This is a genomic window from Streptomyces qinglanensis (assembly GCF_900111245.1).
Taxonomy (GTDB): domain Bacteria; phylum Actinomycetota; class Actinomycetes; order Streptomycetales; family Streptomycetaceae; genus Streptomyces; species Streptomyces qinglanensis.
The window spans coordinates 319,762-341,813 of sequence record NZ_FOGO01000007.1 but is presented as its reverse complement, the minus strand read 5'-3'; the positions used below and the strand labels follow the sequence as shown (position 1 = coordinate 341,813).

The window sequence follows — 22,052 nt, the reverse complement described above, 5'->3', positions numbered from 1 at the left end:
CTCCCGGGGGCTCTCTCGCTGCGGCGCCGGTCCACCGGGTCCCCCTCCGATCCCCGCGGACCCCGGTCACTCCTGGTCTGCCGCACCGGCGGCCCGGCTGCCCCGGACCGTTTCGCGGCGCCGCCGCAGCGAGCGCCGGAGCTCGTCGGCGCCCCAGACCAGTACGGGGAACGTCAGCAGCAGCGCCACCACGTCCCAGGGCAACGGGGCGGTGCCGAAGACGCTCTGGAAGGGCGGCACCCAGATCAGCACTGCCGTGAAGGCGAGTTCGAAGACGATGCCGGCCAGCAGCAGCGGATTGGAGGCCCACCCGACCTCGCGCAGGGACGCCCGGTCGGTCCGGGCCGCCATCGCCGTGCCGACCTGGCACATGACGATGCCCGCGAAGGTCGCGGTGGTGGCGGTCAGATAGTCCTGGTGCAGCCCGCTGCCCTCGGCGGTGGAGGCACCGGGCGTCCACCCGGCACGCCACAGCACGTAGAAGTAGGCTCCCATCACCAGCGCGGTGGAGAGCAGTCCCAGAAAGGCCCACGCCCGGAACAGCATGTCCCTGGTGATCACTCCGGAACCCCGTCCGGAGCGTCTGGGCGGTCTGGTCATCAGCCCGGGCTCGGCCGGTTCCCGGCCCAGCGCCAGTGCGGGCAGCGTCTCGGTGCCCAGGTCGATCGCGAGGATCTGCAGGACCGTCAAAGGCAGCGGGATCGTGCCCCCGCTGAGCGCGTACACCAGGAAGGGCACGATCTCCGGGACGGCGTGCGCGAAGATGTAGAGGATGAACTTGCGGATGTTGTCGTAGACCCGGCGTCCGGATTCCACCGCCTTGACGATGGTGGCGAAGTTGTCGTCCGTGAGCACCATCGTGGCGGCTTCCCTGGCGACGTCGGTGCCGGACAGGCCCATCGCGACCCCGATGTGCGCCCGGTGCAGTGCGGGCGCGTCGTTGACCCCGTCGCCGGTCATCGCCACGATCTGGCCCTGGTCGCGCAGCGCGTCCGCCACTCGCAGCTTCGTCTCCGGGGAGGCCCGGGCGAAGACCACTTCGGCAGGGGAGGCGAGCAGTTCGTCCAGCCGCTGTTCGCCCACCGCCTCGGCATCCGCCAGGACGCTCAGCTCGGGGTCGCCGATGCCCACCTCACGGGCCACGGCGGCGGCGGTGGCGCCGTTGTCCCCGGTGACGACGTGCACCCGAAGCCCGGCCTGATGGCAGCGGCGCACCGCGCCGGCCACCTCGGGGCGCGGCGGGTCGTGGAGACCGACCAGACCCAGCAGCTCCAGGTCGCACTCGACGTCCTCGCGCCGCGCCGGCACCTCTGCGGTCGCCGGGCTCCGCGTGGCGACGGCGAGGACGCGCAGCCCCTCCTGCGCCATGGCGTCCGCGGCCGCGCGCACCGCGTCGGCGTCGGCGCTACAGCCCAGCCGGGGCAGCAGCGCTTCCGGAGCGCCCTTGACGCTGACCGTCGGTGTGTCCCGCAGGTCGCTGACGACCGACATCATCCGCAGCCGGGGGTCGAAGCGGAACAGGGCCCGTCTGCGCAGGTCCCGCGCACCCAGGTCGGGATCCCGGTCCAGGCACGCGGCTCCCTCGACCAGTGCGACCTCCGTGGGGTCGCCGGTGAACGCCCCGTCCTCGCCGCGGGTGACGGTCGTGCACTCGGCCATCGCCTCCGCGAGCCTGCCGACGTCGTCGCCCGGGTCCGGCTCCTCGACGCCGCGCTCCCCGCCGAGCGGCGTCCACACCGTCCGCAGGCGCATCCGATTGCGGGTGAGGGTCCCGGTCTTGTCGGTGCAGATCACATGCGTCGAACCCAGCGTCTCGACCGCGCTGAGACGTTTGACGACCGCGCCCTGCCGGGCCAGCAACCGCACCCCCAGGGCGAGCGCCAGGGTGATCGTCGGCAGCAGCCCCTCGGGGACGTTCGCGACCAGCAGGCCGATCGCGAACGTCAGCGCGTCCCTGACCGGGAGGCCCGACGCCGTCCCGATCAGCAGGAAGACCGCACCCATGCCGACAGCGACCGCGGCGATCAGCCAGGCCACCCGCTTGACCTGGAGCTCCAGCGGACTCCCCTCGCGCCGGGTGCGCTGGCTGAGCGCGGCGATCCGGCCCAGTTCGGTGTGCCGGCCGGTCGCGAAGACGATGGCTTTCGCCTGCCCCTCGACGCACGTGGTGCCGCTGAAGGCCAGATTCGGTTCGCGCAGGGTCGGCGCGTCGGCCGCTGCCTGGCCCGCGGCCCGCTCCACCGGGGCGGACTCGCCTGTCAGCATCGACAGGTCGATCTCCACGGCCCCCTCCACCAGCCGCACATCGGCGGGCACCTTGTCGCCCTCGTCCAGCAGGATCAGATCGCCCGGAACGAGCTGCGTCGACTCGACGGTCTGCTCCCCGCCGTCCCGTATCACGCGGGAATGTGCCGGGAGGTAGTCGGCCAGCGCTTCGACAGCGCGTTCCGCCTGCCGCTCCTGCAGCAGCGCGAACCCGGCGTTGAGGAGGATGACGGCGACGATCGCCACGCCCAGCACACGCGTACCGGCGACGAAGGCCAGTCCCGCGGCCCCCCACAGCAGCAGCGCGAGCGGATGCACCAGTTGCCGTGCCAACTCGCGCCGCAGTTGTCCGCGATGCTCCCGGCGGACCTCGTTGGGGCCGTACACGGCGGCGCGTCTGTCCGCCTCACGCCGCGAGAGCCCCTCCGAACCGGTCCTCAGATCCTGGCGGAGGCGCGCCAGCGGTTCCCGCGGGTCGACCTCCACGGGGAGCTGCGACTGCTCGGTCCCCGCGGCGGCCGGCTGCATGACGGCGCCTCAGCCACCGGTCCGCCACCCGGCCGGAACGGCCGGCACGCGCGTGTCCCCGAGCAGCGGTGCCCGGCGGGAAGCGGTAGGCGGGGTACCGAGGACGGGGCGGCTCCCGATGCCGGCAGCGGTGCTGTGGCCCCCGGACCCGGTCCCGTGCCCTCGCCGCCGGTCCTCCCGGCCGACGGCCCCGCGCCCGGACGGTCCGCGAGGGCAGCGGCGCACGCTCCCGCCGGTCGCGGGAGCATCCGCGCACGGCGTGCGCGGCCCTCCGTGAGCACCGGCCGCGGCGCCTGGCCGCGGCCCGCCGTTGTGCATCGTCCCTGCCTCCAGTCGCCTCCAGTCGCCTCCAGTCGCCTCCAGTCGCCTCCTGGCGCCACGGTCGTGCCGCGGCCGTCGGCCCGCGATGCGAGGCCCTGTTCCAGGTGAGCAGAGGCCCGGGCAGCGGGCCACCGCGATCCGCCGTTCGGAGGAGAAGCCGGGCACCGGTGCCCGGCCCCGTCCCCGGCGGACCGGCAGGTCAGGCGCACCCCGCGCACGGTGTCCGGGCGTCACGCCCAGTCATGGGGAAGGGCGCGTCGGCGTCCTATGGCGACTGCTTCCTCCGCGTAGGAGAGTGGAAGATGCGGGGGATGAGGTGGCTCTCGACGCCGAGGCACCGACACTCCGCCGCGTACGGACCGGCGGCAGGGCGCAGGTGCGATTCTCGACCGCGACCGGATCGCTGCCGGTCCTGACAAGGGAATGAGTGGCGGGGGAGTGGACCGACCGGCGCTCCGTCGGACAGCTCGGGAAACCGCAGGGCCGCCGTCCGCAGCCGGCCCGCCTGCAGCGCACCCCGGGGCTCCGCGAAGAGGCGAGCAGCACGCGCGGGTGAGCAGCCCGCGCGACCGCCTCGGCGCCCTGTTCCGGCGTCCAGCAGCAGGTGGGGGCCTGCGCGTGGTCCTGGCCCGGCACACCACACATCGGGTGCCGCACCGGTCCGTACCCGGGTGAGGAGAGCAAGATGTCACACACCATGGAATGGAAAGTTCGCCTCCACCTCTTCGAGGACGACGAGGGGGCGACGAAGGCGCACGCGACGCTGGACACCGGCGCCGCGCAGGTCACCGGCCGCGGCACGGCCCACTGCCACCCGGCGGACACGGACGTGCCGGAGATCGGTGACGAGCTGGCGGCGGGCAGAGCCATGCGCGACCTCGCCCAGCGACTGCTGAACATCGCCGAGCACGACGTCGAAGGCATGCAGGTCCCCCGTGCGGAGGCCCGTCCGACGGTCGGGCAGCCCAGGTGACCGGTGGCGGCGAAGCACCCGGCCCGTGGTCCGGGAACCGGGGAGCGGGCCGGCGGGCCGTGGGCTCCGCCGGCCGACGTCGAGGAGATCGAGGACGCCTGCCTGGCCGAACTCGAGCTTCCCGGCGTCCGCAGGGACCAGATCACCCCGCGGCGAGGTGCAGGAGAAGGAACGGACCGGAACCGTGCGCAGGCACACCCGCCGCATCGGGCGGTTCGACTCCCGCACGACGCTGCCGCCCGACTCCGACGCCGAGCACATCAGCGCGGAGCTGACGGACGGAGTCCTCACGGTGAACGTCCCCAAGGCAGGGAAGGAGCAGGCGCAGCGCATCGAGATCACCGGCTGAGCCGGAGCAGCGGCTGAGCCCGTAAGCGCCGAACTCCCCCGGGCGCTGCGCCCCGCCCTCCGGCAGGCGCCCCCCTCCGGCAGGCGCCCCGCCTTCCGGCAGGTGGTGCGCCGGAGCCGGGCGTCGGGGCCCCGGCACGGTCAAGGGCCGACCGGCCTGGCCTCACAACCGAAGCAACCGCCCTCACCCGGAAGGACCAGCCTCCCGCGCCGGGTACCGCTCAGGGACGCACACTCGAGCTGCACGCAGCAGCAGGAGAGGGAGGAGAGGGAGCGCCTGATGAGCAGCAGCTTCGGCGAGGCCGTACGGGAAGAGCTACGCCCGCTCACCAGAGAGCTGCGGCACGCCATCCCCGGGGTCTACCAGGGCTACGAGGAACTGCACGACGCGGCCCTGCGGGCAGGCGTACTCGACGCGAGGACCAAGGAACTCATCGCCCTCGCGCTGGCGGTGAGCAAGCAGTGCGACGGCTGCATCGCGGCACACGCCCATGCCGCCGTGCAGCAGGGAGCGACCCCGGAAGAGGCCGCCGAAGCCATCGGCGTCACCTTCCTGATGAACGGGGGGCCCGCCACCGTCTACGGTGCTCGGGCCTTCTCCGCGGTCAACGAGGCGTACACGGCTTCCGGGTCCGGCAGCGGCACCCCGCCGCACTGAGCCGGCAGCGCCACCGGGACCCCCGGGCGGGTCCCGACGCCTCGGCGGGATCCGCTGTGCGGCGCCGGTCGAGCGCCATCCGACCGTCGCCGGACGCGGCGACGTGGGCCCCGGCAAGACGGGGCACGTGCCACCCACGTGACTCGGACATCACACCAGTCACCCCGAGGCAGGGAGACGACCGTGCGTGCAACGTTCCCACTGGGGCGGATCGCCGGGGTGCGGATCGGCGTCCACTGGAGCGTCCTGCTCATCTTCGCCCTCATCACATGGGTGCTGGCCCGGAGCCGGTTTCCGCGGGTCGAGCCCGGTGGCTCGGAGGCGCTGTACTGGGTGACGGGACTGGGCACCTCACTGCTGTTCTTCGGCTCGCTGCTGGCACACGAACTCGCGCACGCGATCGTCGCCAGACGCAACGGAGTGCTGGTCGAGGACATCACGCTGTGGCTGCTCGGCGGACTGGCCCGGTTGAAGTCCGAGGCGTCCGAGCCGGGAGCGGAGCTGCGGATCGCCGGAGTCGGCCCCCTGGTCAGCCTGCTGCTCGGCGTGGGCTTCGGGCTCGGCTCCTGGCTCGTCCACCTCCTGGGTGCTCCGCGCCTCCTGGTGGAGGCGGCGGCCTGGCTGGCGGTCATCAACGTGCTGCTCGCCCTCTTCAACACCATCCCCGCCGCTCCCCTGGACGGTGGGCGCCTGCTCCGCGCCCTGCTGTGGCGCCGTAGCGGGGACCGGCTGCGGGCGGCTGTCCGGGCAACCCTCGTGGGGCGTGCCTTCGGCTGGCTGCTCGTGGTCGGGGGAGTCCTGCTGTTCCTCACGGTCCGGGCCTTCGACGGGCTGTGGCTGGCCCTGGTCGGCTGGTTCCTGCTCACCGCCGCGACCGCGGAAGGCCGGCAGGCGCAGATCAGAAGCGCCCTGGCCGGTGTGCCGGTGCGCCGGGCCATGACGGAGCAGCCCGTGCTGGCCCCCGCAGGGCTGACGGTCGGGCAGTTCCTCGCGGACCCCCGCTACCGGTACCGCCACTCGGCCTTCCCCGCAGTGGGAGCGGCGGGCGACGCGGCAGGGCTGATCACTCTGGAGCGGGCCCGGCACGTCGGTGCCGACCAGTGGGACACCACTGCGGTCGGTGACGTGATGCTGCCGCTGTCCGAAGTGGTCACCGTGGGCCCGGACGATCCTCTGGCGGACCTGCTGCCGCGGATGGAGCCCGGCGCTGAGCACCGGGTGCTGGTACTGGAGGACGGCCATGTCGTCGGCATCGTCTCCCCCAGCGACATCGGCCGCACGCTGAGCTGGCTGATGCCTCCGCAGCAGCATCCGCGGAGTCGGTGACGCGGGCGGGCACCCGGGCCGGCCGCGGCGGGCACACCGCGGTGCCGCGTCAGGAACCTCCGCACTGCCGATTTCCGGCCCTGGTCCTGGCCCTGGTCCCGGTCCTGGTCCCCGGCGCAGGCGAAGCCGCTTGTGGTAGCTTCAACTCGCCGTGCGCCGCTGCGAACCGAGGAGGTGAGACCGATCAACGCTGTGACAGGTCGGGGCTCCCTCTCTCGCATGGTCCAGGGAGTGCCCGTTCAAGGCATTCCGAAGGGCTCGCAACGCTATGCGCTTCCTCTCTCAGACGTCGTATGACGACGTAACCGAACAGCTTTTCACTCTTGGTGAGATTCCCGGCGTGCTGTGGACGCCGGCAGGCGCCGCCGGTACGCGCCCTCTCGTCCTGATGGGACACGGCGGCGGTCAGCACAAGAAGGCACCCGGAATCGCGGTCCGTGCGCGCCGCTTCGCGGCCGAGTGCGGCTTCGCGGTGGCGGCGGTCGACGTGCCCGGACACGGCGACCGGCCGACGGAGGACGAGTACGACCGGCTCGCGACCGAGAACCAGGCCCGCGTGGCGGCGGGGGAGGAACTCGCCCCGCTGATCGCGGACTTCCAGGCGATGGTGGCGCGCCGGACCGTCCCGGAGTGGAGCGCTGTCCTGGACGCGCTCCAGGAACTCGAGCACGTCGGCTCCGGCCCGGTGGGCTATTGGGGAGTGTCGCTGGGCTGCGGACTCGGCGTTCCCTTCGTCGCCGCCGAACCCCGGGTCCGCGCGGCGGTACTGGGACTGGGCGGGGTGCTGGCATCGGCCGGGCCCGCGGCGCGGATCACCGTCCCGGTCGAGTTCCTGGTGCAGTGGGACGACGAGCGAGTGCCGCGCGAGCAGTGCCTGGCACTGTTCGACGCCTTGGGGTCGGCTGAGAAGACCCTGCACGCCAACCCGGGCGCACACGCGGAGATCCCCGCCTTCGAGCTGGACAGCACACTGCGCTTCTTCGCCCGGCACCTCGACCCGGAGTCATCCGGCGCCTCGGCGTGACTGCCGCGGGGTGCCGACCGGGTCTCTTCCCGGTCGGCACCCCGCGATCGGGCTGTTCCGGTGACGGGAGGGCACCGCATCCGAACTGAATGAATGACAAGCATCAAGAATTCTCAATATCGGTACTACGGGTGTGTCCGAGGGGTAACGTGCGGTAGCCGTGCCCAGATGGTGCCCCGCGGGCCGCAGGAGGTCCGCGGCAGGTCCCGGTCGCGGCGATCGTCTGCCGCCCGTCAAGGCCAAAGAGGAGCTGAACACCCATGCCGAACCCGCAGGAACCGGCGATCCGCAGCGACATCCCGCATTCGGCCCGGATCTGGAACTACTGGATGGGCGGCAAGGACAACTACGAGGTCGACCGCACCGTCGGGGCAGCGTGCCTGCAGATCGACCCGGACATCTCCACCATGGCCGTCCAGTCACGCCAGTTCCTCATCCGCGCTGTGCGGCACCTGGCCGACGAAGCCGGCAGCCGCCAGTTCCTCGACATCGGTACCGGCCTGCCCACCATGCAGAACACGCACGAGGTCGCGCAGGGCGCGGCACCGGAGTCCAAGGTCGTCTACGTCGACAACGATCCGCTGGTACTCGCCCATGCCCGGGCGCTGTTGATCAACACCTCCGACGAGGGAGTCACGAGTTACATCAACTCCGACTTCCACCACCCGGAGCAGATCGTCGCCGACGCCCGGAACATTCTGAACTTCACCCAGCCGGTCACCGTCATGTTCATGGGCGTGCTGGGCCATGCCGACACCCACGAGGACATGCTGCGCGTCGTGCGCACCGTCATGGAGGCGGTGCCCTCGGGCAGTCACCTGGTCCTGTGGGACGGCTCCGTCGACAGCCAGGCGTATGTGACTCTCTGCGAGGAGTACGCGAAGACCGGCGGGGCTCCCTACCGTCCGCGCACGCAGGAGCAGATCCGCGCGGCCTTCGACGGATTCGAGTTCATCGCCCCGGGCTTCGTCCCCATCACCGAGTGGCGGCCGGGGTCCACCGAGATCGGGGAGCGGCCGCAGATCGCCGCCTACGGTGGAGTCGCCCGCAAACCGTGAGTGCGCGGCGTGCCGGAAGGCCGGGCCCCGGCTCACTCCTGAGTGTGAGCAGGCGGCCCGGCCCGGCCCGCGCCCCCGGCACCAGGCCCACCGGAACAGCCACGGGATGAGCTGTCGGGCTCTCCCGTCACCCGGGACCGGACGCCGTGCCGGCCGATGCCGCCGGCCCGGGGCTCTTCGCGGGCGCGGCGTCGTCGGTGTGCTGCGGGGCCTTCAGCAGGCACGCGATGCTCAGCGCGCACATGGCGACGAGCAGCACGATGACCGGCACGATGCTGTCGGTCGCCTGGAACATCAGCGTCGAGACCACCGGTGAGAGACCGCCGAACAGCGCGCCGGCCACCTGGTAGGTCACCGAGATGCTGGTGTAGCGGGCCTGAGGGCCGAACATCTGGGCCAGGACCGCGGCCACCGGGCCGTATGTCGCCGCCATGACCAGCCGCATCGCGGCGAAGACCAGGAAGATCAGCACCGTCGAGTCCGAGGAGACCACCAGGAACTGCGGTGCGGCCAGCACGGCCACCCCTGCCAGGCCCCAGACGACCACGCGGACGCGCCCGACCTTGTCGCCCAGCCATGCGACGCCCAGCGTCGCGATCAGTTCGACGACCGCCGCGACACTCAGCGCGTTGAGCACCACCGTCTTCGAGAGTCCCACGGCCGGATCGGTGGCGTACGCGGTGATGAACGTGGTCACCAGGTAGTAGCCGCCCACCGCGATGGGGAGCGTCCCGATGCCCAGCAGGATGGGCTTCCAGTTCGTCCTGAGCGCGTGTGCCAGCGGCAGGCCCCCGTCAGGCTCCGGCTCGGCCTCGAAGACCGGCGACTCCTCGATCTTCAGACGGATGAGGACACCGATGACGATGAGCACCGCCGACAGCAGGAACGGCACACGCCACGCCCACTCCTCGAGTGCGTCGTCACCGAAGGTGGACAGCAGGCTGAACAGGCCGGTGGACAGGAGGGCTCCGGCCGGATTGCCGAGCTGCGCGAAGCCTCCGTAGAAGGTCTTCTTCTCCTCCGGCGCGTGCTCGACGGCCATCAGGACGGCGCCGCCCCACTCGCCGCCGACCGCGATGCCCTGCACGAAGCGGAGGAGGACGAGCAGCAGGGGGGCGAACACCCCGATGCCGGCGTAGGTGGGCAGCAGGCCGACGAGGAACGTCGCGGCGCCCATCATGGTCAGGGTGATCACCAGCGCGCTGCGTCTGCCGAAGCGGTCGCCGATGTGGCCGAAGACGACACCGCCGAGCGGTCGCGCGAAGAACCCGACCGCGTATGTGGCGAACGCCGCCGCGATTCCGGTGAGCCGGTCCGTCCCCTCGGGGAAGAAGATCTTGCCGAAGACGAGAGACGCGGCAGTGGCGTAGACGTAGAAGTCGTACCACTCGATGGTGGTGCCCACGAACGCGGCGACACCCGCCTTGCGCGCTCTGCGGGATTGAGCGTGTTCCGTCACGGCTGCCCCTCGGTCGATGTGGCTGTGGTGGAGTGCTGGAGCGCGCCGTCGACCCACGTCTGGAGGACGCCGACCGCGGCGACGGCCCCGGGGTCGACGGCGAGCGGATCGGCGTCCAGGACGGTGAAGTCGGCCAGCTTGCCGGGGGTGATGCTGCCGAGTTCGTGCTCGCGGCCCAGGGTGCGGGCCCCGCCGAGGGTGTGCGCGGCGAGCGCGTCCGCCGCCGGGATCCGCAGGGAGGCGTCGCCGAGCCGGTGCCCGCGCCGGGTGACGCGGGTGACGGCCGCCTGGATCGCTTCCAGCGGCTTCGGCTCCGCCACCGGCGCGTCCGAGCTGAGCGTCACGGGCACCCCGGCCGCCAGGAACTCGCCGAGCGGATTGAACCGCTCGCCGGGGGTGCCGATCGCCTCGGTGACGCCTTCGCCCCAGTTGTAGTAGTGCTGGGTCTGGTTGACCGGGTGGATGCCCAACCGGCGCATGCGCTCGATCTGTTCGACGGTGGGCAGCCCGCAGTGCTCGATCCGGTGCCGCGCATCGGACCGGGGACGGCGCTCCTGTGCGGCCTCGACGGCGTCGAGCACCATCTCTATCGCGTCGGGCGACTGCGCGTGGGTGGCCGTCTGCAGCCCCACGGAGTGCGCCCTGTCGATGAGTTCCCGGTACGCCCCAGGCTCGTGGTAGAGCTGCCCGGTGCGGCAGGGGTCCCCGACGTAGCCGTCCGGGAAGTAGGCCGTCCAGCCGCCGAGAGTGCCGTCCGCGTAGAACTTGATCCCCGCGAAGGAGAGCCGGGCGTTGCCGAAGGCGCCGTGCATCCCGGTTTCGAGCACGTGGTCCAGCAGATGGCTCAGCAGGTACATGCTGACGCGGGTGCGCAGCTCGCCGCCGTCGGCCAGTCGCAGGTAGGTGTCGAATTCGCGGCGGGTCACCTGGCAGTCGCCGATCGTCGTCACGCCGCCTGCGAGAAACCGCTCCTGCGCGGCGCGTAGCTGCCGCAGATGCTCCTCGGGCTCGTCCCCCAGGTGGAAGTTCGGCCCGTGGCGGCCGACCTTGACGCCGCCGACACCGGTGAGGATGTTGCAGGCGGCATCGGAGATCTCACCGGTCAGCTCCCCGCTGGCGTCCCGGAAGAAGGTGCCGCCCTCCGGGTCCGGTGTGTCCCGGGTGACGCCGTGCCGGGCCAGGGTGCGGCTGTTGACGACACCGCCGTGGCCACTGGCGTTCATCAGATACACCTCGCGGTCGGCGCCGACCCGGTCGAGCTCCTCCTTGGTGGGGTGGCGGCGCTCGGCGAGGTTGCGGTGCTCGTAGCCGTAGCCGCGCACCGGCCGACCGGGCGGCAGGGAGTCGGCCGCTGTGCGCAGCAGGGCGATGATGCCCGGAATGTCGGCCGCCCGGTCCGGCCCGCAGTCGACCCAGCTCATCATCTGGCCGTACATCAGAGGATGGGCGTGCGGATCGACGAAGCCGGGGACCACGACGGCGCCGCCGAGATCCACCTCCTCGGCGGGCCGGCCGGTCCGAGCCGCCGCGGCCCGGCACTCCTCGACGGTGCCGACGGCGCCGAACCGGTTCCCGTGCACGAGGAACGCCTCGGCCCCTTCGGTACCGGGGTCGACGGTGCGCAGGGTGGCATTGGTGAAAAGGGTGACGGTCGCGTCCAGGACCGATGTCTCCTGGTGGCGCAGTACGCGCATGTGATTCCTCGTGCGGGGGTCGGGTCGTTTCGGTGCTCGGCACCGTAGGTCCGCCCATCATCGGCAGCAATACCAGGTACGCTGTGATGCCCGTGCACATCCGCGTTTCTGTCGTACTCGGTCCCTGATATTCGGCTGATCAGCTTCCAAGAGACGTGCGCACCGTAAAATTGTCCCTCCGGAAGCCCGGAATCACTCTGTAAAGATTGGGTCTCGGACACTCATGAGCGACGATCTGGACGCACAGCTCATCGCCGCACTCCAGCAGGACGGCAGGGCGAGCTACAGCGAGCTGGCCGCCCGGGTGGGAGCGCCGCGGACCGCCGTCTCGGCGCGGGTGCAGGCCCTGCTCGGCACCGGAGCCGTGGAGATCGTCGCGGTGGCACATCCCCAGCTTCTCGGGCTCACCACGCTCGCGCACGTCTCCGTCGCCGTGTCCGGCCCGGCCGACGACGTGGTCGGCGCACTGTGCGCCACCGATGCGTCGGTCTTCGTCACCGCGGTCAGCGGCGCCCACGACCTCGTAGCGGAGCTGCGCGTCTCCAGCGACCGCGAACTGTACGACGCGCTCGCCCACCTCCGTGCGCAACCCCGGGTGCGAGCGGTCAACACGCTCCTCTACACCGACGTCGTCACCTCGGTCTTCATGCCGCAGGGACGGCTCCGCAGCGACGTACACGTCGACGAAACCGATCTGCGGCTCATCGAACTGCTGGAGCGCGACGGCCGCATGCCGTTCGTCGAACTGGCCCACCGCGTCGGCATGTCGCCGAGCGCCGCCCGCGCCCGCGTCAGCCGGCTCGTCACCGGCCGCGCCCTGCATGTGGCCGCCGTGGTGCGACGGGGCACGGGCAGCGGCAGACCGGCACTCGGCGTGGGACTGAACCTCGGAGGGGACGACGAGCACGTCACCGGGTTCCTCGCCAGGCTCCCCGGGGTGGAGTTCGTCGCCCGCACCGTGGGCCGCTTCGACCTGGTGATCACTCTCGGAGCCGACTCGACGACCCGCCTGCACCGCATCACCGAGCAGCTCAAGGCCCTCGACGAGGTGCACGGCCTGACCACCTGGGCGCATCTGGAAGTGTTCAAGGAGCACTACTCGCGGGGCATCGCGAGGACAACGCCGTAGGAGCGTGCCTGCCCGCAGCAGCCGGGCGGCGCCGAGGCTGACGGAGAACGGAGGAGAACCGCTGGTCGCGGTGGTGCAGGCGTCATGCGAACTGCGGCGACCCCGTGTCGGCCCGTTCCGCTGGTTTCACCGGTTCCGCCGGTTCCGCCGGTTCCGCGAAGGATGACCTGCGCGGGTCACGGGTTGCTCAGCGGCATGCTCCCGGGGCACAAGGTGCTCGGACGACTCCGCTTCGCCCTGTGCGTGATGCATCGGAGGCCGCGGCGTTTCGGGCCTCTACGGACGGTAGAGGGCGCGGGCCCGCGCCAGGTCGGTATCCCCGTCCCGGTCGAGGCTGAAGAAGTAGTTCGTCTGCCATGCCTGGGTGCTGCGGGCCTGCCGGTTCGTCGTGGTCACCCACGGCGGATAGACGCGGAAGCCACGCTTCCCGCCGACGCCGTCACGGGAGATGACGTTGCGCTCGGACAACACCTCGCGCGGGAACACGAACTGCCCGAAGCCTTCACCGCTTTCGCCGCGGCTGCTGATGACGAAAAGGTCGACCTCGTCGTCGGCGTCGAAAGGGCGGATCGGCCCCTCACCGGACCGCTTCCACACGGTGACGAATTGTCCCGCCTTCGTCGGGGTGGTCTTGGCCGCGCGGAACCGGACCGAACGGTCGTCCAGCATGAACGCGCAAGCCGCGTACTCGGCGCTCTCGGGCTCGGGAACCGGCAGCGAGCAGGCGAAACCGCTCGGGTCGTACACGAGAGCCTTCGCTGCCAGCAGGTCACCGTGAACCCCGGACCACGGCTGATTCGTCGCCATGACGCCATCCTGTCATCGCACGAGCGCGTGCCACTGCTCCGGACCCACCTGGTCGGCCTCCGACCGCCGGCTGCGAACCCGGCGTCCCTCTCCCTGCGGGACCCGGGAGCTGGAGCCCGACTCCGCCAGGCGGCGGGCATCAGCGCCGGGAGACGGGAGGCCCTGCGAGGTCCGGCTGCGGGCATCTGCACCGTCCGGCCCTCCGGGGTGGCTGCCACTTGTGGCGAGTGGGCCGACCCGGGACTGCGGCCGAGAGGGTCCACGGGCGGGAGCGGCCGCCGATGCTGGTGGCCCGGCCGGCACGGTGGTGTTGCCACTCGACGGGAGGGTGGGTGAGTACCGGGCCCGTCCCCGGGGCTGGAGGCGGGGGACGGGCTGCTGTCCATGACCGGTACTTCGAGCGGTGTGTAGTCGAGTTGGTGGGTGGCTCAGGGGAGAGCGAGCGCTCCTGCGGCTGCCGTGGCCGCTGGTCGGTCGGAGACGGAGACGTCGCGCTTTCGCCGGTCGACGGGCGGCCAGTGACGCACTGCCCGGGGGAGTCTGAGGATCCGGCAGGCAGCGCCCTCCCGCATCCGGCCGACGAGCTGCGTGATCGGCCGAACAACGCCAGGTCAGCCGGGTATCGGGTCGCTTGACGACGGTGAGTCCACCGTCGTCGTCAGGTGGCGCGATGGCGGGCGAACGGCGGAGGCCGGAGCTGAGTGCAGAACGCGTTGCCGAAGGAATTTCGGGCGGCCTCTTGCGCATGGGCAGAGCGGTGGCCCATATTCATGCAACGCAACCCGGTCAACTCGTGTTGATTGTCGTTGCAGCCTATCAACTCGTGTTGAAAGCTGGACTGAGATGGTCACTCGCCGCGACGTAGCGCGCCTGGCAGGCACCTCGGAAGCATTGGTCAGCTACGTGCTCAACGGCGGCCCGCGCAGGGTCGCGCCTCCTACACGTGAGCGGATCCTCGCGGCCATTGACCAGCTCGGCTACCGTCCCAACGCGGTGGCTCGGTCGCTGAAGACGTCCCGGACGATGACCATCGGGCTCGTCGTACCCGACAACTCCAACCCGTTCTTCGCCGAGCTGGCACGCGTGATCGAAGACGTCGGCTTCGCCTCCGGCTACACGATGCTGCTGGGCAACGCGATGGGCGACGACGCCCGCGAGGCGGCGTACATCCGGACTCTGCTCGACCGGCAGGTCGACGGACTCATCGTTGTACCGGCACACGGCCCGCGCAGTTGGACCACCGACTTGTCCGAGCAGGCCGTGCCTCGGCTCGTGCTCGACCGCGAGCTGGAACTGCCGGGCGCGACGTATGTCCTCACCGACAACGAGGACGGCGGATACCAGGCCACCACCCACCTGCTCGGCCACGGCAGGCAGCGGATCGGCTGCATCGCCGGGCTCGAAGGCATTCATCCGACGGCCGACCGGGCCGCCGGCTGGCGCCGCGCTCTCACCGATGCCGGAGTGGATCCGGCGGGTTGCTCTTTGGTACACGTGCCGTTCGGACGGGCCGACGGCTACCGGGCCGGCCGACGTATGCTCGCGGGCACGCAGCGTCCCGACGCCCTTTTCGTCGCCAGCGACGAGCAGGCCATCGGTGTGCTGCGGGCCGCCGCCGAACTGGGCGTGCGGGTTCCCGACGATGTGGCGGTCTGCGCTTTCGACGGCATCGACGGCAGCGCGTACACGGTGCCGGCGCTGACCACGATGCGTCAGCCCTTCGATGAGCTGGGCCGCTCGGCCGTCGAGTGGTTGCTGGCCAAGATCGCCGATCCCGAGCTGCCGACGCAGCGGATCACCCATACCACCACGCTCGTCGCCCGCGGCTCCTGTGGCTGTCCCGACCCGGCCGGCGGCGACTCGACGATCGGCCAGCGCTTATAGCGGCTGAACCGGGCGGCAGGCACCCCCGACTCGGATTCAGGTCCGGGCGCCCCTGCGCGGCTCCCCCTCCGCATGTGGGCTGACCGGACATCTTCCTCGGTGCGACGGTCTCCAGCGGCGCGGTGGCTCACGGTTCGCGGCTCGGCAACCCGTCCCGTGGCCTTCCCGCTCGTGAGCCGGAGCAGCACCGACCCTACCTGCGGCCCCACTCGCCGGGCCGACCCAAACCCTGTCTGACGCAATGACGCGAAGAAAGGCATACCCATGTACAACTGCACTGCGCGCCGGCCCCGTTCCGCCGTCGCGGCCGTCGCCGCCGTATCCCTGATGGCCGTGGTGGCCGGCTGCGGCCGGGGCGAGCAGAGTTCCGGTGACAAGAACAAGGACGACGTACGCATCGCCATCGTCACCCGTAACTTCACCAACCCCTACTGGGCGGCGCTGCGCGACGGCGCGCTGGCCGAGGGCAAGAAGCAGGGCGTCAAGGTGGAGGTCCAGGCGGGCGCGTCGGAGACCGACAGCACCGGGGAGAACGCCAAGTTGTCCACGCTGGCCAAGCAGAACTACAACTGCTTCGGCGTGGTGCCGGTGAACGCCACCAACGTGATCACCCCGCTGGTGCCGGTGGCACGGAAGAAGATCCCGATCCTGAACCTGGACACCCGAATCGACCCGAAAGCCTCGAAGAAGGCGGGCGTGTCCTATGCATCGTTCATCGGCTCGGACAACCTGTCCGCGGGGCAGAAGGCCGGGAAGGCGCTGCTGAAGCGGATGGGCGGCAAGGGCGAGGTGGCCATCCTGCAGGGCATCGCCGGTGAGCAGAACGGCATCAACCGCCAAAAGGGCTTCTCGCAGGAGGTGGACGGCAAGCTGAAGATCGTAGCCGCTCAGCCCGCCGACTACGACCAGGCCAAGGCGCAGACGGTCACCGAGAGCATCCTCAAGGCGCACCCGAAGATCACCGGGATCTTCGCCGCCAACGACACCATGGGGCTGGGCGCCGCGCAGGCAGTGCGCAACGCCGGGTTGACCGACAAGGTGTCCATCATCTCGGTGGACGGCATCACCGCCGCGCTGAAGGCAGTGAAGGCCGGCAAGCTCAGCGGCACCATCTCGCAGTATCCCTACGCCGAGGGCAAGCTGGCCGTGCAGGCATGCATCAACCAGATCCGCCACAAGACCGTGCCCAAGCGGATCGTCGCCCCGATCGCGCTGATCGACTCGAGCAACGCGGACAAGGCGCTCCGCTCCTTCCCGCAGCCGTTCGAGCCGTTTGCCAACCCGCTGGCCTCGGCCGGGAAGTGAGTTGATCATGGCAGACACCCAGGCGCCGGGACGGCTCGGCGTAAACCTCTCGGTCGCGGCAGCGGCGCGGTTCGCTGCCCCGATCGGACTGGGCTTGGTGTTCATCGCGTTCTTCATCGCCACCCCCGACTTCCTCACCACGTCCAACATCAGCGACCTGCTGGTGTCTGCCTCGATCCTGCTGGTGCTCGCCATGGGACAGCAGCTCGTGGTCACCACGGCGGGCATCGACCTGTCGGTGGGGTCCAATCTGCCCTGGTCGGCGGCGGTGCTCGGGTACGCCTACACCCAGGGCTGGGGGCTGCCCGCGGCGGTGTCGCTGGCGCTGCTGGCAGGGCTGGCGGTGGGCGTGATGAACGGCCTGCTGGTGGCTCGGCTGAACATGACCGACTTCATCGTCACGCTCGGCTCGCTGTCCGTGGTCAGCGGCCTTACCCTGCTGCTGACCAGCGGCAACACCATCCCGGTGAACTCGGATTTCCTGCGCGCTCTGGCGATCGACGGGATCGGTCCGGTGCGCTGGTTCTGGGTGCTGGCCTTCCTGGTGGCCGCGCTGGTGGGCTTCCTGCTGTTCCGCACCCGCACCGGCACCTACCTGCTGTCCACCGGCGGCAACATCGACGCCGCGCGGGGGGCGGGTATCCATGTCGACCGCATGCGGTTGATCGCCTATGCCAGCTCCGGCCTGGCCTGCGGGATCGCGGCCGTGCTGTTCGTGGCCCGCACCGGCGGCTCCGACCCCAGCCTGCAGACCGACCTGCTGCTCAGTTCCATCGCCGCGGTGGTGCTCGGCGGATCCAGCCTGTTCGGGGGGAAGGCATCCGTGCTCGGCTCGCTGGCGGGTGCGTTGCTGCTGCAGAGCCTGATCAACGGTTTCACCCTGCTGGGCATCTCTCAGTACTACCAACCCGTCGCGGTGGGTGTCGTCGTGCTCGGCGCGGCCTTCATCTCCCGGTTCCAGAAGTAGAGGCGAACATGACGGACACTCCGGCCCGCGTCGCGGGCGAACCCTCCACCTCGGGCTCGGCCGCCCCGACCAGCCCACCGCTCGTCGAGATCAGCGGGTTGCGCAAGTCCTTCGGCGCGGTGCACGCGTTGCGGGGAGTGGATCTGACACTGGCCGACGGCGAGGTCACCGCGCTGCTGGGCGACAACGGCGCGGGCAAGTCCACCCTGGTGCGCTGCCTGACAGGCGTACACCCGCCGGACACCGGCCAGATCCTGTTCCGTGGTGAGCCGATCCAGCTCAGCTCACCGGACGACGCCCGGCATCTGGGCATCGAGACCGTCTACCAGACCCTCGGGCTGATCGAGGACCTGTCGGTGTGGCAGAACCTGTACCTGAACCGCGAGTTGACCACCGGATTCGGCCCGTTCCGGGTGCTGGACAAGAAGTCCATGATCGCCGAAAGCGGGGACATCCTGTCCCGGCTGGACGTGAATGTGCCGAACGTACGGGCCACGGTGCGGCGGATGTCCGGCGGCCAGCGGCAGAGCATCGCCATCGCCCGGGCGGCAAACTGGGGCAAGACTCTGGTCATCATGGACGAGCCGACTGCCGCGTTGGGTGTGCGGGAGACGGCGGCCGTGGAGGAGCTGATCCGACGGCTCCGGGATGCGGCGGTGACCGTGCTGTTGATCAGCCACGACATGGCTCAGGTGCTGCGGGTGGCGGACACCGCGTATGTGCTTCGCCGAGGGCAGACCGCCGCCCGGCGGACTGTCGCCGACGCCACCGGCGACGAGTTGGTCGGCCTGATCACCGGGGCCGTCGAAGGAGCCGCGCATGGATGAGCCCCGCTCGCCGCTCGTCGCGGTGATCGGCTCGGTGAACATCGACCACGTCGTGGTGGCCGACGCCTTCCCCTCTCCCGGACAGACCATCCTCGGTCGGACCGCGCAGGTCACGCTCGGTGGCAAGGGAGCCAACCAGGCAGTGGCGGCCGCGTCCGGAGGAGTGCGGACCGCGATGATCGCCCGGGTCGGCGACGACGCCGAGGCGGAAACGGCCCGTGCCGGGCTGACCGCCAGAGGTGTGGACGTGCACGGGGTGGCCACGGTGCCCGGCGCGGAGACCGGCACCGCGTGGATCACCGTGGCGGCCCGTGACAACGCCATCATCGTGGTCCCCGGGGCCAACTTCCAGTGGGCGTCCGAGGGCGACTCCACCGATGGCGCCGGCGCGGAGGCGTCGGTCGTGCTGGCCCAGCTGGAGATCCCGTTGGATGTGGTGCAGCGCGCGGCGGTCGCCTGCCGGGGGCGGTTCCTGCTCAACGCTGCCCCGGCCGCCGAATTGCCACAGGAGTTGATCTCCCGCTGCGACGTGCTCATCGTGAACGAACACGAGCAGGCAGCGGTCTCCGGGCAGTCCGGTCCGGAGGATGCCAAGGAACCGGCCGCCGTGCGGAGGGCGCACGCCGCACTGCGCGGCCGGGGTGCCAAGGCGGTGGTCACCACACTCGGAGGGGCTGGCGCGATCATCACCGATACGGACGGCACCACCACCGCGCTACCGGCCATCCCCGCCACCGTTGTGGACACCACCGGCGCCGGCGACGCGTTCGCCGGGGTGTTCGCCGCCCGACTGGCCGCCGGTGACGCGCTCTTGGAGGCCGCTCGGCTGGGCATCGCTGCCGGCTCCCTGGCGGTGCGTGTGCCCGGCGCCCAACAGCAACACGCCGACCTGGACACTCTGCGAGCCATCGCCGCCACCATGGGAAAGGACTGAACCTGTGCAACGCAGTGGCATCATCCACCACGAACTGGCCGGCCTGATCGCCGGTCTACGGCACACCGACACCTTCGTCATAAGCGACGCCGGGCTTCCCCTCCCGCCGGGCATTCCTACCGTGGATCTCGGCTACCGGTACGGTCGGCCCCCGTTCCTGGACATCGCTGAGGCGGTGCTCGCACAGGTCGTGGTCGAGCACAGTTGGGTGACCGATCGAGTCCGCGAGATCAACCCCACCGTCTACACCGCGCTGCGCTCGTTCGGGCTCGAGCCCGAACCCCTCGACCATGACGAGTTCAAGGCCAGGGTCGGTGACGTCAAGTTCGCAGTGCGCACCGGAGAGGACACCTTCTACGCCAACGTGCTCTGTCGCGCCGGCGTACCGTTCACCCCATGACCGGTTTCCCGCGGAACCATCCGGCTGCCCCGCCCGCGTTCGGTCGATGCTCTTCCCTCATACCGGCAGGAGAGCTGGAGGATGAGACTGGCTGAAGCTCCGCCGCAGGATGTACAGCCAGGGGAGGGGGCGGGCCGCTCCCTCCCCTGGGCCCGGAGCGCTCTCGCCGCCTGCCTCAGCCGACCAGCTCCCTGGTGATCCGTTCCAGCATCAGGGCCGACGAGTCGCTGGCCCGCTCTTCCCAGGCGAAGACGCAGGCGGTGGCGACGCCGTCGAAGCCCAACTCGCGCAGGGTGCCGAAGAAGGCGTCCCAGTCGACCTCGCCCTGGCCGATGTCCAGGTGCTGGTGGATACGCGCCGGTGTGCCCGGCGGGTTGAGGATGTAGCGCAGTCCGGACGAGCCCTTGTGGTTGAAGGTGTCCGCGATGTGTACGTGCCGGAGCTTGTCGCCCGCGTAGCGCATCATGGCCGCGATGTCGGCACCGCGCTGCGCGGGGCCGGAGAGATGGAAGGAGTGCGGGGCGCAGTACAGGTATCCCACCCAGGGCTTGTTGATGGCCCGTACGAGATCGACCGCGGGGGTGTTCTCCTCGCAGAAGTCGTCGGGGTGCGCCTCCAGGTTGAGGGCGATGCCCTCGCGTTCGAAGACGGGCAGCAGCTCCTCCATGGAGCGCCAGAATGCGGCCTCGCTCTCCGCTGCGCGCTCCGGGCGGCCGTTGAACTCCGAGTTCATCAGCGAGCATTCCAGCTCGGCCGTGACTTCGATCATCCGCTTCCAGTAGCGTACGGCGGCCTGCCGCTCGGTCTCGTCGGGAGAGGACCACTTGTACAGCGGCAGCACGGAGGAGAGCTGCACACCGTGCCTCCGCAGCGCGCCCTTCAGCTCGGCGATGCGTTCGTCGTCGGCCCGCGGGTGAAGGAAGAACGGCATGAAGTCGTCCCGCGGCGACAACTCGATGTACGTGTAGCCGAGTTCGGCGACTGTACGGACCATCTGGTCCGGCGGCAGGGCACGGAGCATGTAGGGGTCGAGAGCGATCTTCATGCGGGGCCTCCGTGGAGAGCGGGCCGGGGCTTCATGTCGACGGTGACGGGCTGCTGGCCCGACTCCAGGGAGCGGACCGTCGCGTCGGTGATGACGGTGGCGGCGTAGCCGTCCCAGGCGGACGGGCCGGTGGGCTCACCGCCCGCCTCGACGGACGCGATCCACTCGCGGAACTCGGTGTCGAAGGCGTCGCCGAACCGGTCCTTCCAGTCCTGGAGTACGGCGCTGCCGTGCTGCCCGGCGGTGCGGATGCCGACGGCCGCCGGGTCGGGCAGCCTGGCCAGTCCCGTCTCGCCGACGGTCTCGCACTGGATGTCGTAGCCGTACTGGCAGTTGACGAAGACCTCCAGATCGATGCGCACGCCCTGCGCCGTCTCGAACAGCATGATCTGCGGGTCCTTGAGGTGCTCGAACCGCCTGCTGGTCGCGCGCGGGGTGATCACCTGGGCGGAGACGATCTCGTCGCCGAGCAGCCAGCGCAGTACGTCGATCTCGTGCACGGCCGTGTCCTGGGCCGCCATGGCGGAGTGGTAGGCGTCCGGCACGGTGGGATTGCGGTGGGCGCAGTGCACCATCAGCGGGGTGCCGATGGTGCCTCCGTCCAGCACTCCCTTCAACTGCCGGTACCCGGCGTCGTAGCGGCGCATGAAGCCCACCTGGACCAGACGGCGGCCGTACGAGCACTCCGCATCGACGATGCGCAGACAGTCCTCGGCGGTCGTGGCGAGCGGCTTCTCGCAGAGGACGGGTTTGCCGGCCGCTATGGCGTTCAGGACGTGTTCGGCGTGGGTGGGACCCCAGGAAGTGACGAGTACGGCATCGACGTCGTCAGCGGCGATCAGTGCGGGGCCGTCGGGCAGGGCGCGGGCACCGACCCGGACCGCCGTCTCGGCCGCGCGGCCGCTGTCGATATCGGTGACCGCCGTGACCTGGGCGCCCGCGACAACATCGGTGAGCCGGCGGATGTGGTCCTGGCCGATCATTCCGGCGCCGATGACCCCTACGCGCACAGTCATGGAGGATTCCTTTCTACGGTCGCGTGGGCGCGCCGCCGGCCGGTGTCCGCAGCCGACGGCGCCCCCGGGACGGGACAGACGGGA

19 protein-coding genes are annotated in these 22,052 nt (G+C 70.7%); 13 read left to right on the top strand and 6 right to left on the bottom strand.

The genetic code is table 11. From position 1 onward, the window contains the following. Nucleotides 1-66 precede the first annotated feature (66 nt). Entirely contained in the window at nucleotides 67-2,793 is a 2,727-nt protein-coding gene (locus BMX65_RS17695; protein ID WP_075001275.1) for a cation-translocating P-type ATPase, read from the bottom strand. Nucleotides 2,794-3,799: 1,006 nt separating this feature from the next. Between BMX65_RS17695 and BMX65_RS17690 the strand changes: the two genes are divergently transcribed. The 6 genes from BMX65_RS17690 to BMX65_RS17665 all read left to right on the top strand — a co-directional run bounded on the left by BMX65_RS17690 (nucleotide 3,800) and on the right by BMX65_RS17665 (nucleotide 8,501). Further along, complete coding sequence (locus tag BMX65_RS17690) at nucleotides 3,800-4,087, top strand: DUF1876 domain-containing protein (RefSeq protein ID WP_075001274.1); 288 nt, start codon at nucleotides 3,800-3,802, stop codon at nucleotides 4,085-4,087. 184 nt (nucleotides 4,088-4,271) lie between these two features. Continuing rightward, a complete protein-coding gene (locus BMX65_RS33575) occupies nucleotides 4,272-4,436 on the top strand; it encodes an Hsp20/alpha crystallin family protein (protein ID WP_244905672.1) in 165 nt (54 codons plus the stop codon). 279 nt (nucleotides 4,437-4,715) lie between these two features. Continuing rightward, nucleotides 4,716-5,093, top strand: coding sequence for a carboxymuconolactone decarboxylase family protein (locus tag BMX65_RS17680; RefSeq protein WP_075001272.1), 378 nt, complete (start codon nucleotides 4,716-4,718; stop codon nucleotides 5,091-5,093). Nucleotides 5,094-5,276: 183 nt separating this feature from the next. After that, entirely contained in the window at nucleotides 5,277-6,419 is a 1,143-nt protein-coding gene (locus BMX65_RS17675; protein ID WP_079171941.1) for a site-2 protease family protein, read from the top strand. A gap of 268 nt (nucleotides 6,420-6,687) precedes the next feature. Then, nucleotides 6,688-7,443: a dienelactone hydrolase family protein gene (locus BMX65_RS17670; protein WP_075001270.1), complete on the top strand. Its 756-nt coding sequence runs from the start codon at nucleotides 6,688-6,690 to the stop codon at nucleotides 7,441-7,443. Between the two features lie 260 nt (nucleotides 7,444-7,703). Continuing rightward, on the top strand, nucleotides 7,704-8,501 hold the full coding sequence (locus BMX65_RS17665) for an SAM-dependent methyltransferase (RefSeq protein WP_075001269.1): 798 nt from the start codon (nucleotides 7,704-7,706) through the stop codon (nucleotides 8,499-8,501). A gap of 127 nt (nucleotides 8,502-8,628) precedes the next feature. Here BMX65_RS17665 and BMX65_RS17660 read toward each other — a convergent pair whose 3' ends face one another. Together BMX65_RS17660 and BMX65_RS17655 are read right to left on the bottom strand one after the other, a co-directional pair. After that, complete coding sequence (locus BMX65_RS17660) at nucleotides 8,629-9,960, bottom strand: MFS transporter (RefSeq protein ID WP_075001268.1); 1,332 nt, start codon at nucleotides 9,958-9,960, stop codon at nucleotides 8,629-8,631. Next, the gene (locus tag BMX65_RS17655) at nucleotides 9,957-11,654 is read right to left on the bottom strand and encodes an amidohydrolase (protein ID WP_075001267.1); all 1,698 of its coding nucleotides are present in this window, start codon (nucleotides 11,652-11,654) and stop codon (nucleotides 9,957-9,959) included. The genes BMX65_RS17660 and BMX65_RS17655 overlap by 4 nt, the downstream gene beginning before the upstream one ends. Nucleotides 11,655-11,877: 223 nt before the next feature. On the opposite strand from BMX65_RS17655, the gene BMX65_RS17650 reads away from it, so the two are divergent. Next, nucleotides 11,878-12,783 carry an Lrp/AsnC family transcriptional regulator gene (locus tag BMX65_RS17650; protein WP_075001266.1) on the top strand — a complete coding sequence of 302 codons (906 nt, stop codon included), beginning with the start codon at nucleotides 11,878-11,880 and terminating at the stop codon, nucleotides 12,781-12,783. Nucleotides 12,784-13,059: 276 nt separating this feature from the next. Here BMX65_RS17650 and BMX65_RS17645 read toward each other — a convergent pair whose 3' ends face one another. Beyond that, nucleotides 13,060-13,590 (bottom strand): MepB family protein, encoded by a 531-nt coding sequence (locus tag BMX65_RS17645; RefSeq protein WP_075001265.1) that lies wholly within the window; start codon nucleotides 13,588-13,590, stop codon nucleotides 13,060-13,062. A gap of 843 nt (nucleotides 13,591-14,433) precedes the next feature. Between BMX65_RS17645 and BMX65_RS17640 the strand changes: the two genes are divergently transcribed. The 6 genes from BMX65_RS17640 (at nucleotide 14,434) to rbsD (ending at nucleotide 19,907) form a co-directional block, all read left to right on the top strand. After that, nucleotides 14,434-15,474: a LacI family DNA-binding transcriptional regulator gene (locus tag BMX65_RS17640; RefSeq protein ID WP_075001264.1), complete on the top strand. Its 1,041-nt coding sequence runs from the start codon at nucleotides 14,434-14,436 to the stop codon at nucleotides 15,472-15,474. Nucleotides 15,475-15,738: 264 nt separating this feature from the next. After that, the gene (locus tag BMX65_RS17635; RefSeq protein WP_075001263.1) at nucleotides 15,739-16,779 is read left to right on the top strand and encodes a sugar ABC transporter substrate-binding protein; all 1,041 of its coding nucleotides are present in this window, start codon (nucleotides 15,739-15,741) and stop codon (nucleotides 16,777-16,779) included. 7 nt (nucleotides 16,780-16,786) lie between these two features. Next, on the top strand, nucleotides 16,787-17,746 hold the full coding sequence (locus BMX65_RS17630) for an ABC transporter permease (protein WP_075001333.1): 960 nt from the start codon (nucleotides 16,787-16,789) through the stop codon (nucleotides 17,744-17,746). Between the two features lie 8 nt (nucleotides 17,747-17,754). After that, complete coding sequence (locus BMX65_RS17625; protein WP_075001262.1) at nucleotides 17,755-18,573, top strand: ATP-binding cassette domain-containing protein; 819 nt, start codon at nucleotides 17,755-17,757, stop codon at nucleotides 18,571-18,573. Then, nucleotides 18,566-19,507 carry a ribokinase gene (locus BMX65_RS17620; RefSeq protein WP_075001261.1) on the top strand — a complete coding sequence of 314 codons (942 nt, stop codon included), beginning with the start codon at nucleotides 18,566-18,568 and terminating at the stop codon, nucleotides 19,505-19,507. Before BMX65_RS17625 ends, BMX65_RS17620 begins: the two co-directional genes overlap by 8 nt. Nucleotides 19,508-19,511: 4 nt before the next feature. Then, nucleotides 19,512-19,907 carry a D-ribose pyranase gene (gene rbsD / locus BMX65_RS17615; protein WP_075001260.1) on the top strand — a complete coding sequence of 132 codons (396 nt, stop codon included), beginning with the start codon at nucleotides 19,512-19,514 and terminating at the stop codon, nucleotides 19,905-19,907. Between the two features lie 175 nt (nucleotides 19,908-20,082). On the opposite strand, the gene BMX65_RS17610 is transcribed toward rbsD, so the two are convergent. Together BMX65_RS17610 and BMX65_RS17605 are read right to left on the bottom strand one after the other, a co-directional pair. Then, nucleotides 20,083-20,952 carry a sugar phosphate isomerase/epimerase family protein gene (locus tag BMX65_RS17610; protein WP_075001259.1) on the bottom strand — a complete coding sequence of 290 codons (870 nt, stop codon included), beginning with the start codon at nucleotides 20,950-20,952 and terminating at the stop codon, nucleotides 20,083-20,085. Further along, the gene (locus BMX65_RS17605) at nucleotides 20,949-21,968 is read right to left on the bottom strand and encodes a Gfo/Idh/MocA family protein (protein WP_075001258.1); all 1,020 of its coding nucleotides are present in this window, start codon (nucleotides 21,966-21,968) and stop codon (nucleotides 20,949-20,951) included. Before BMX65_RS17605 ends, BMX65_RS17610 begins: the two co-directional genes overlap by 4 nt. Nucleotides 21,969-22,052: the final 84 nt, after the last annotated feature.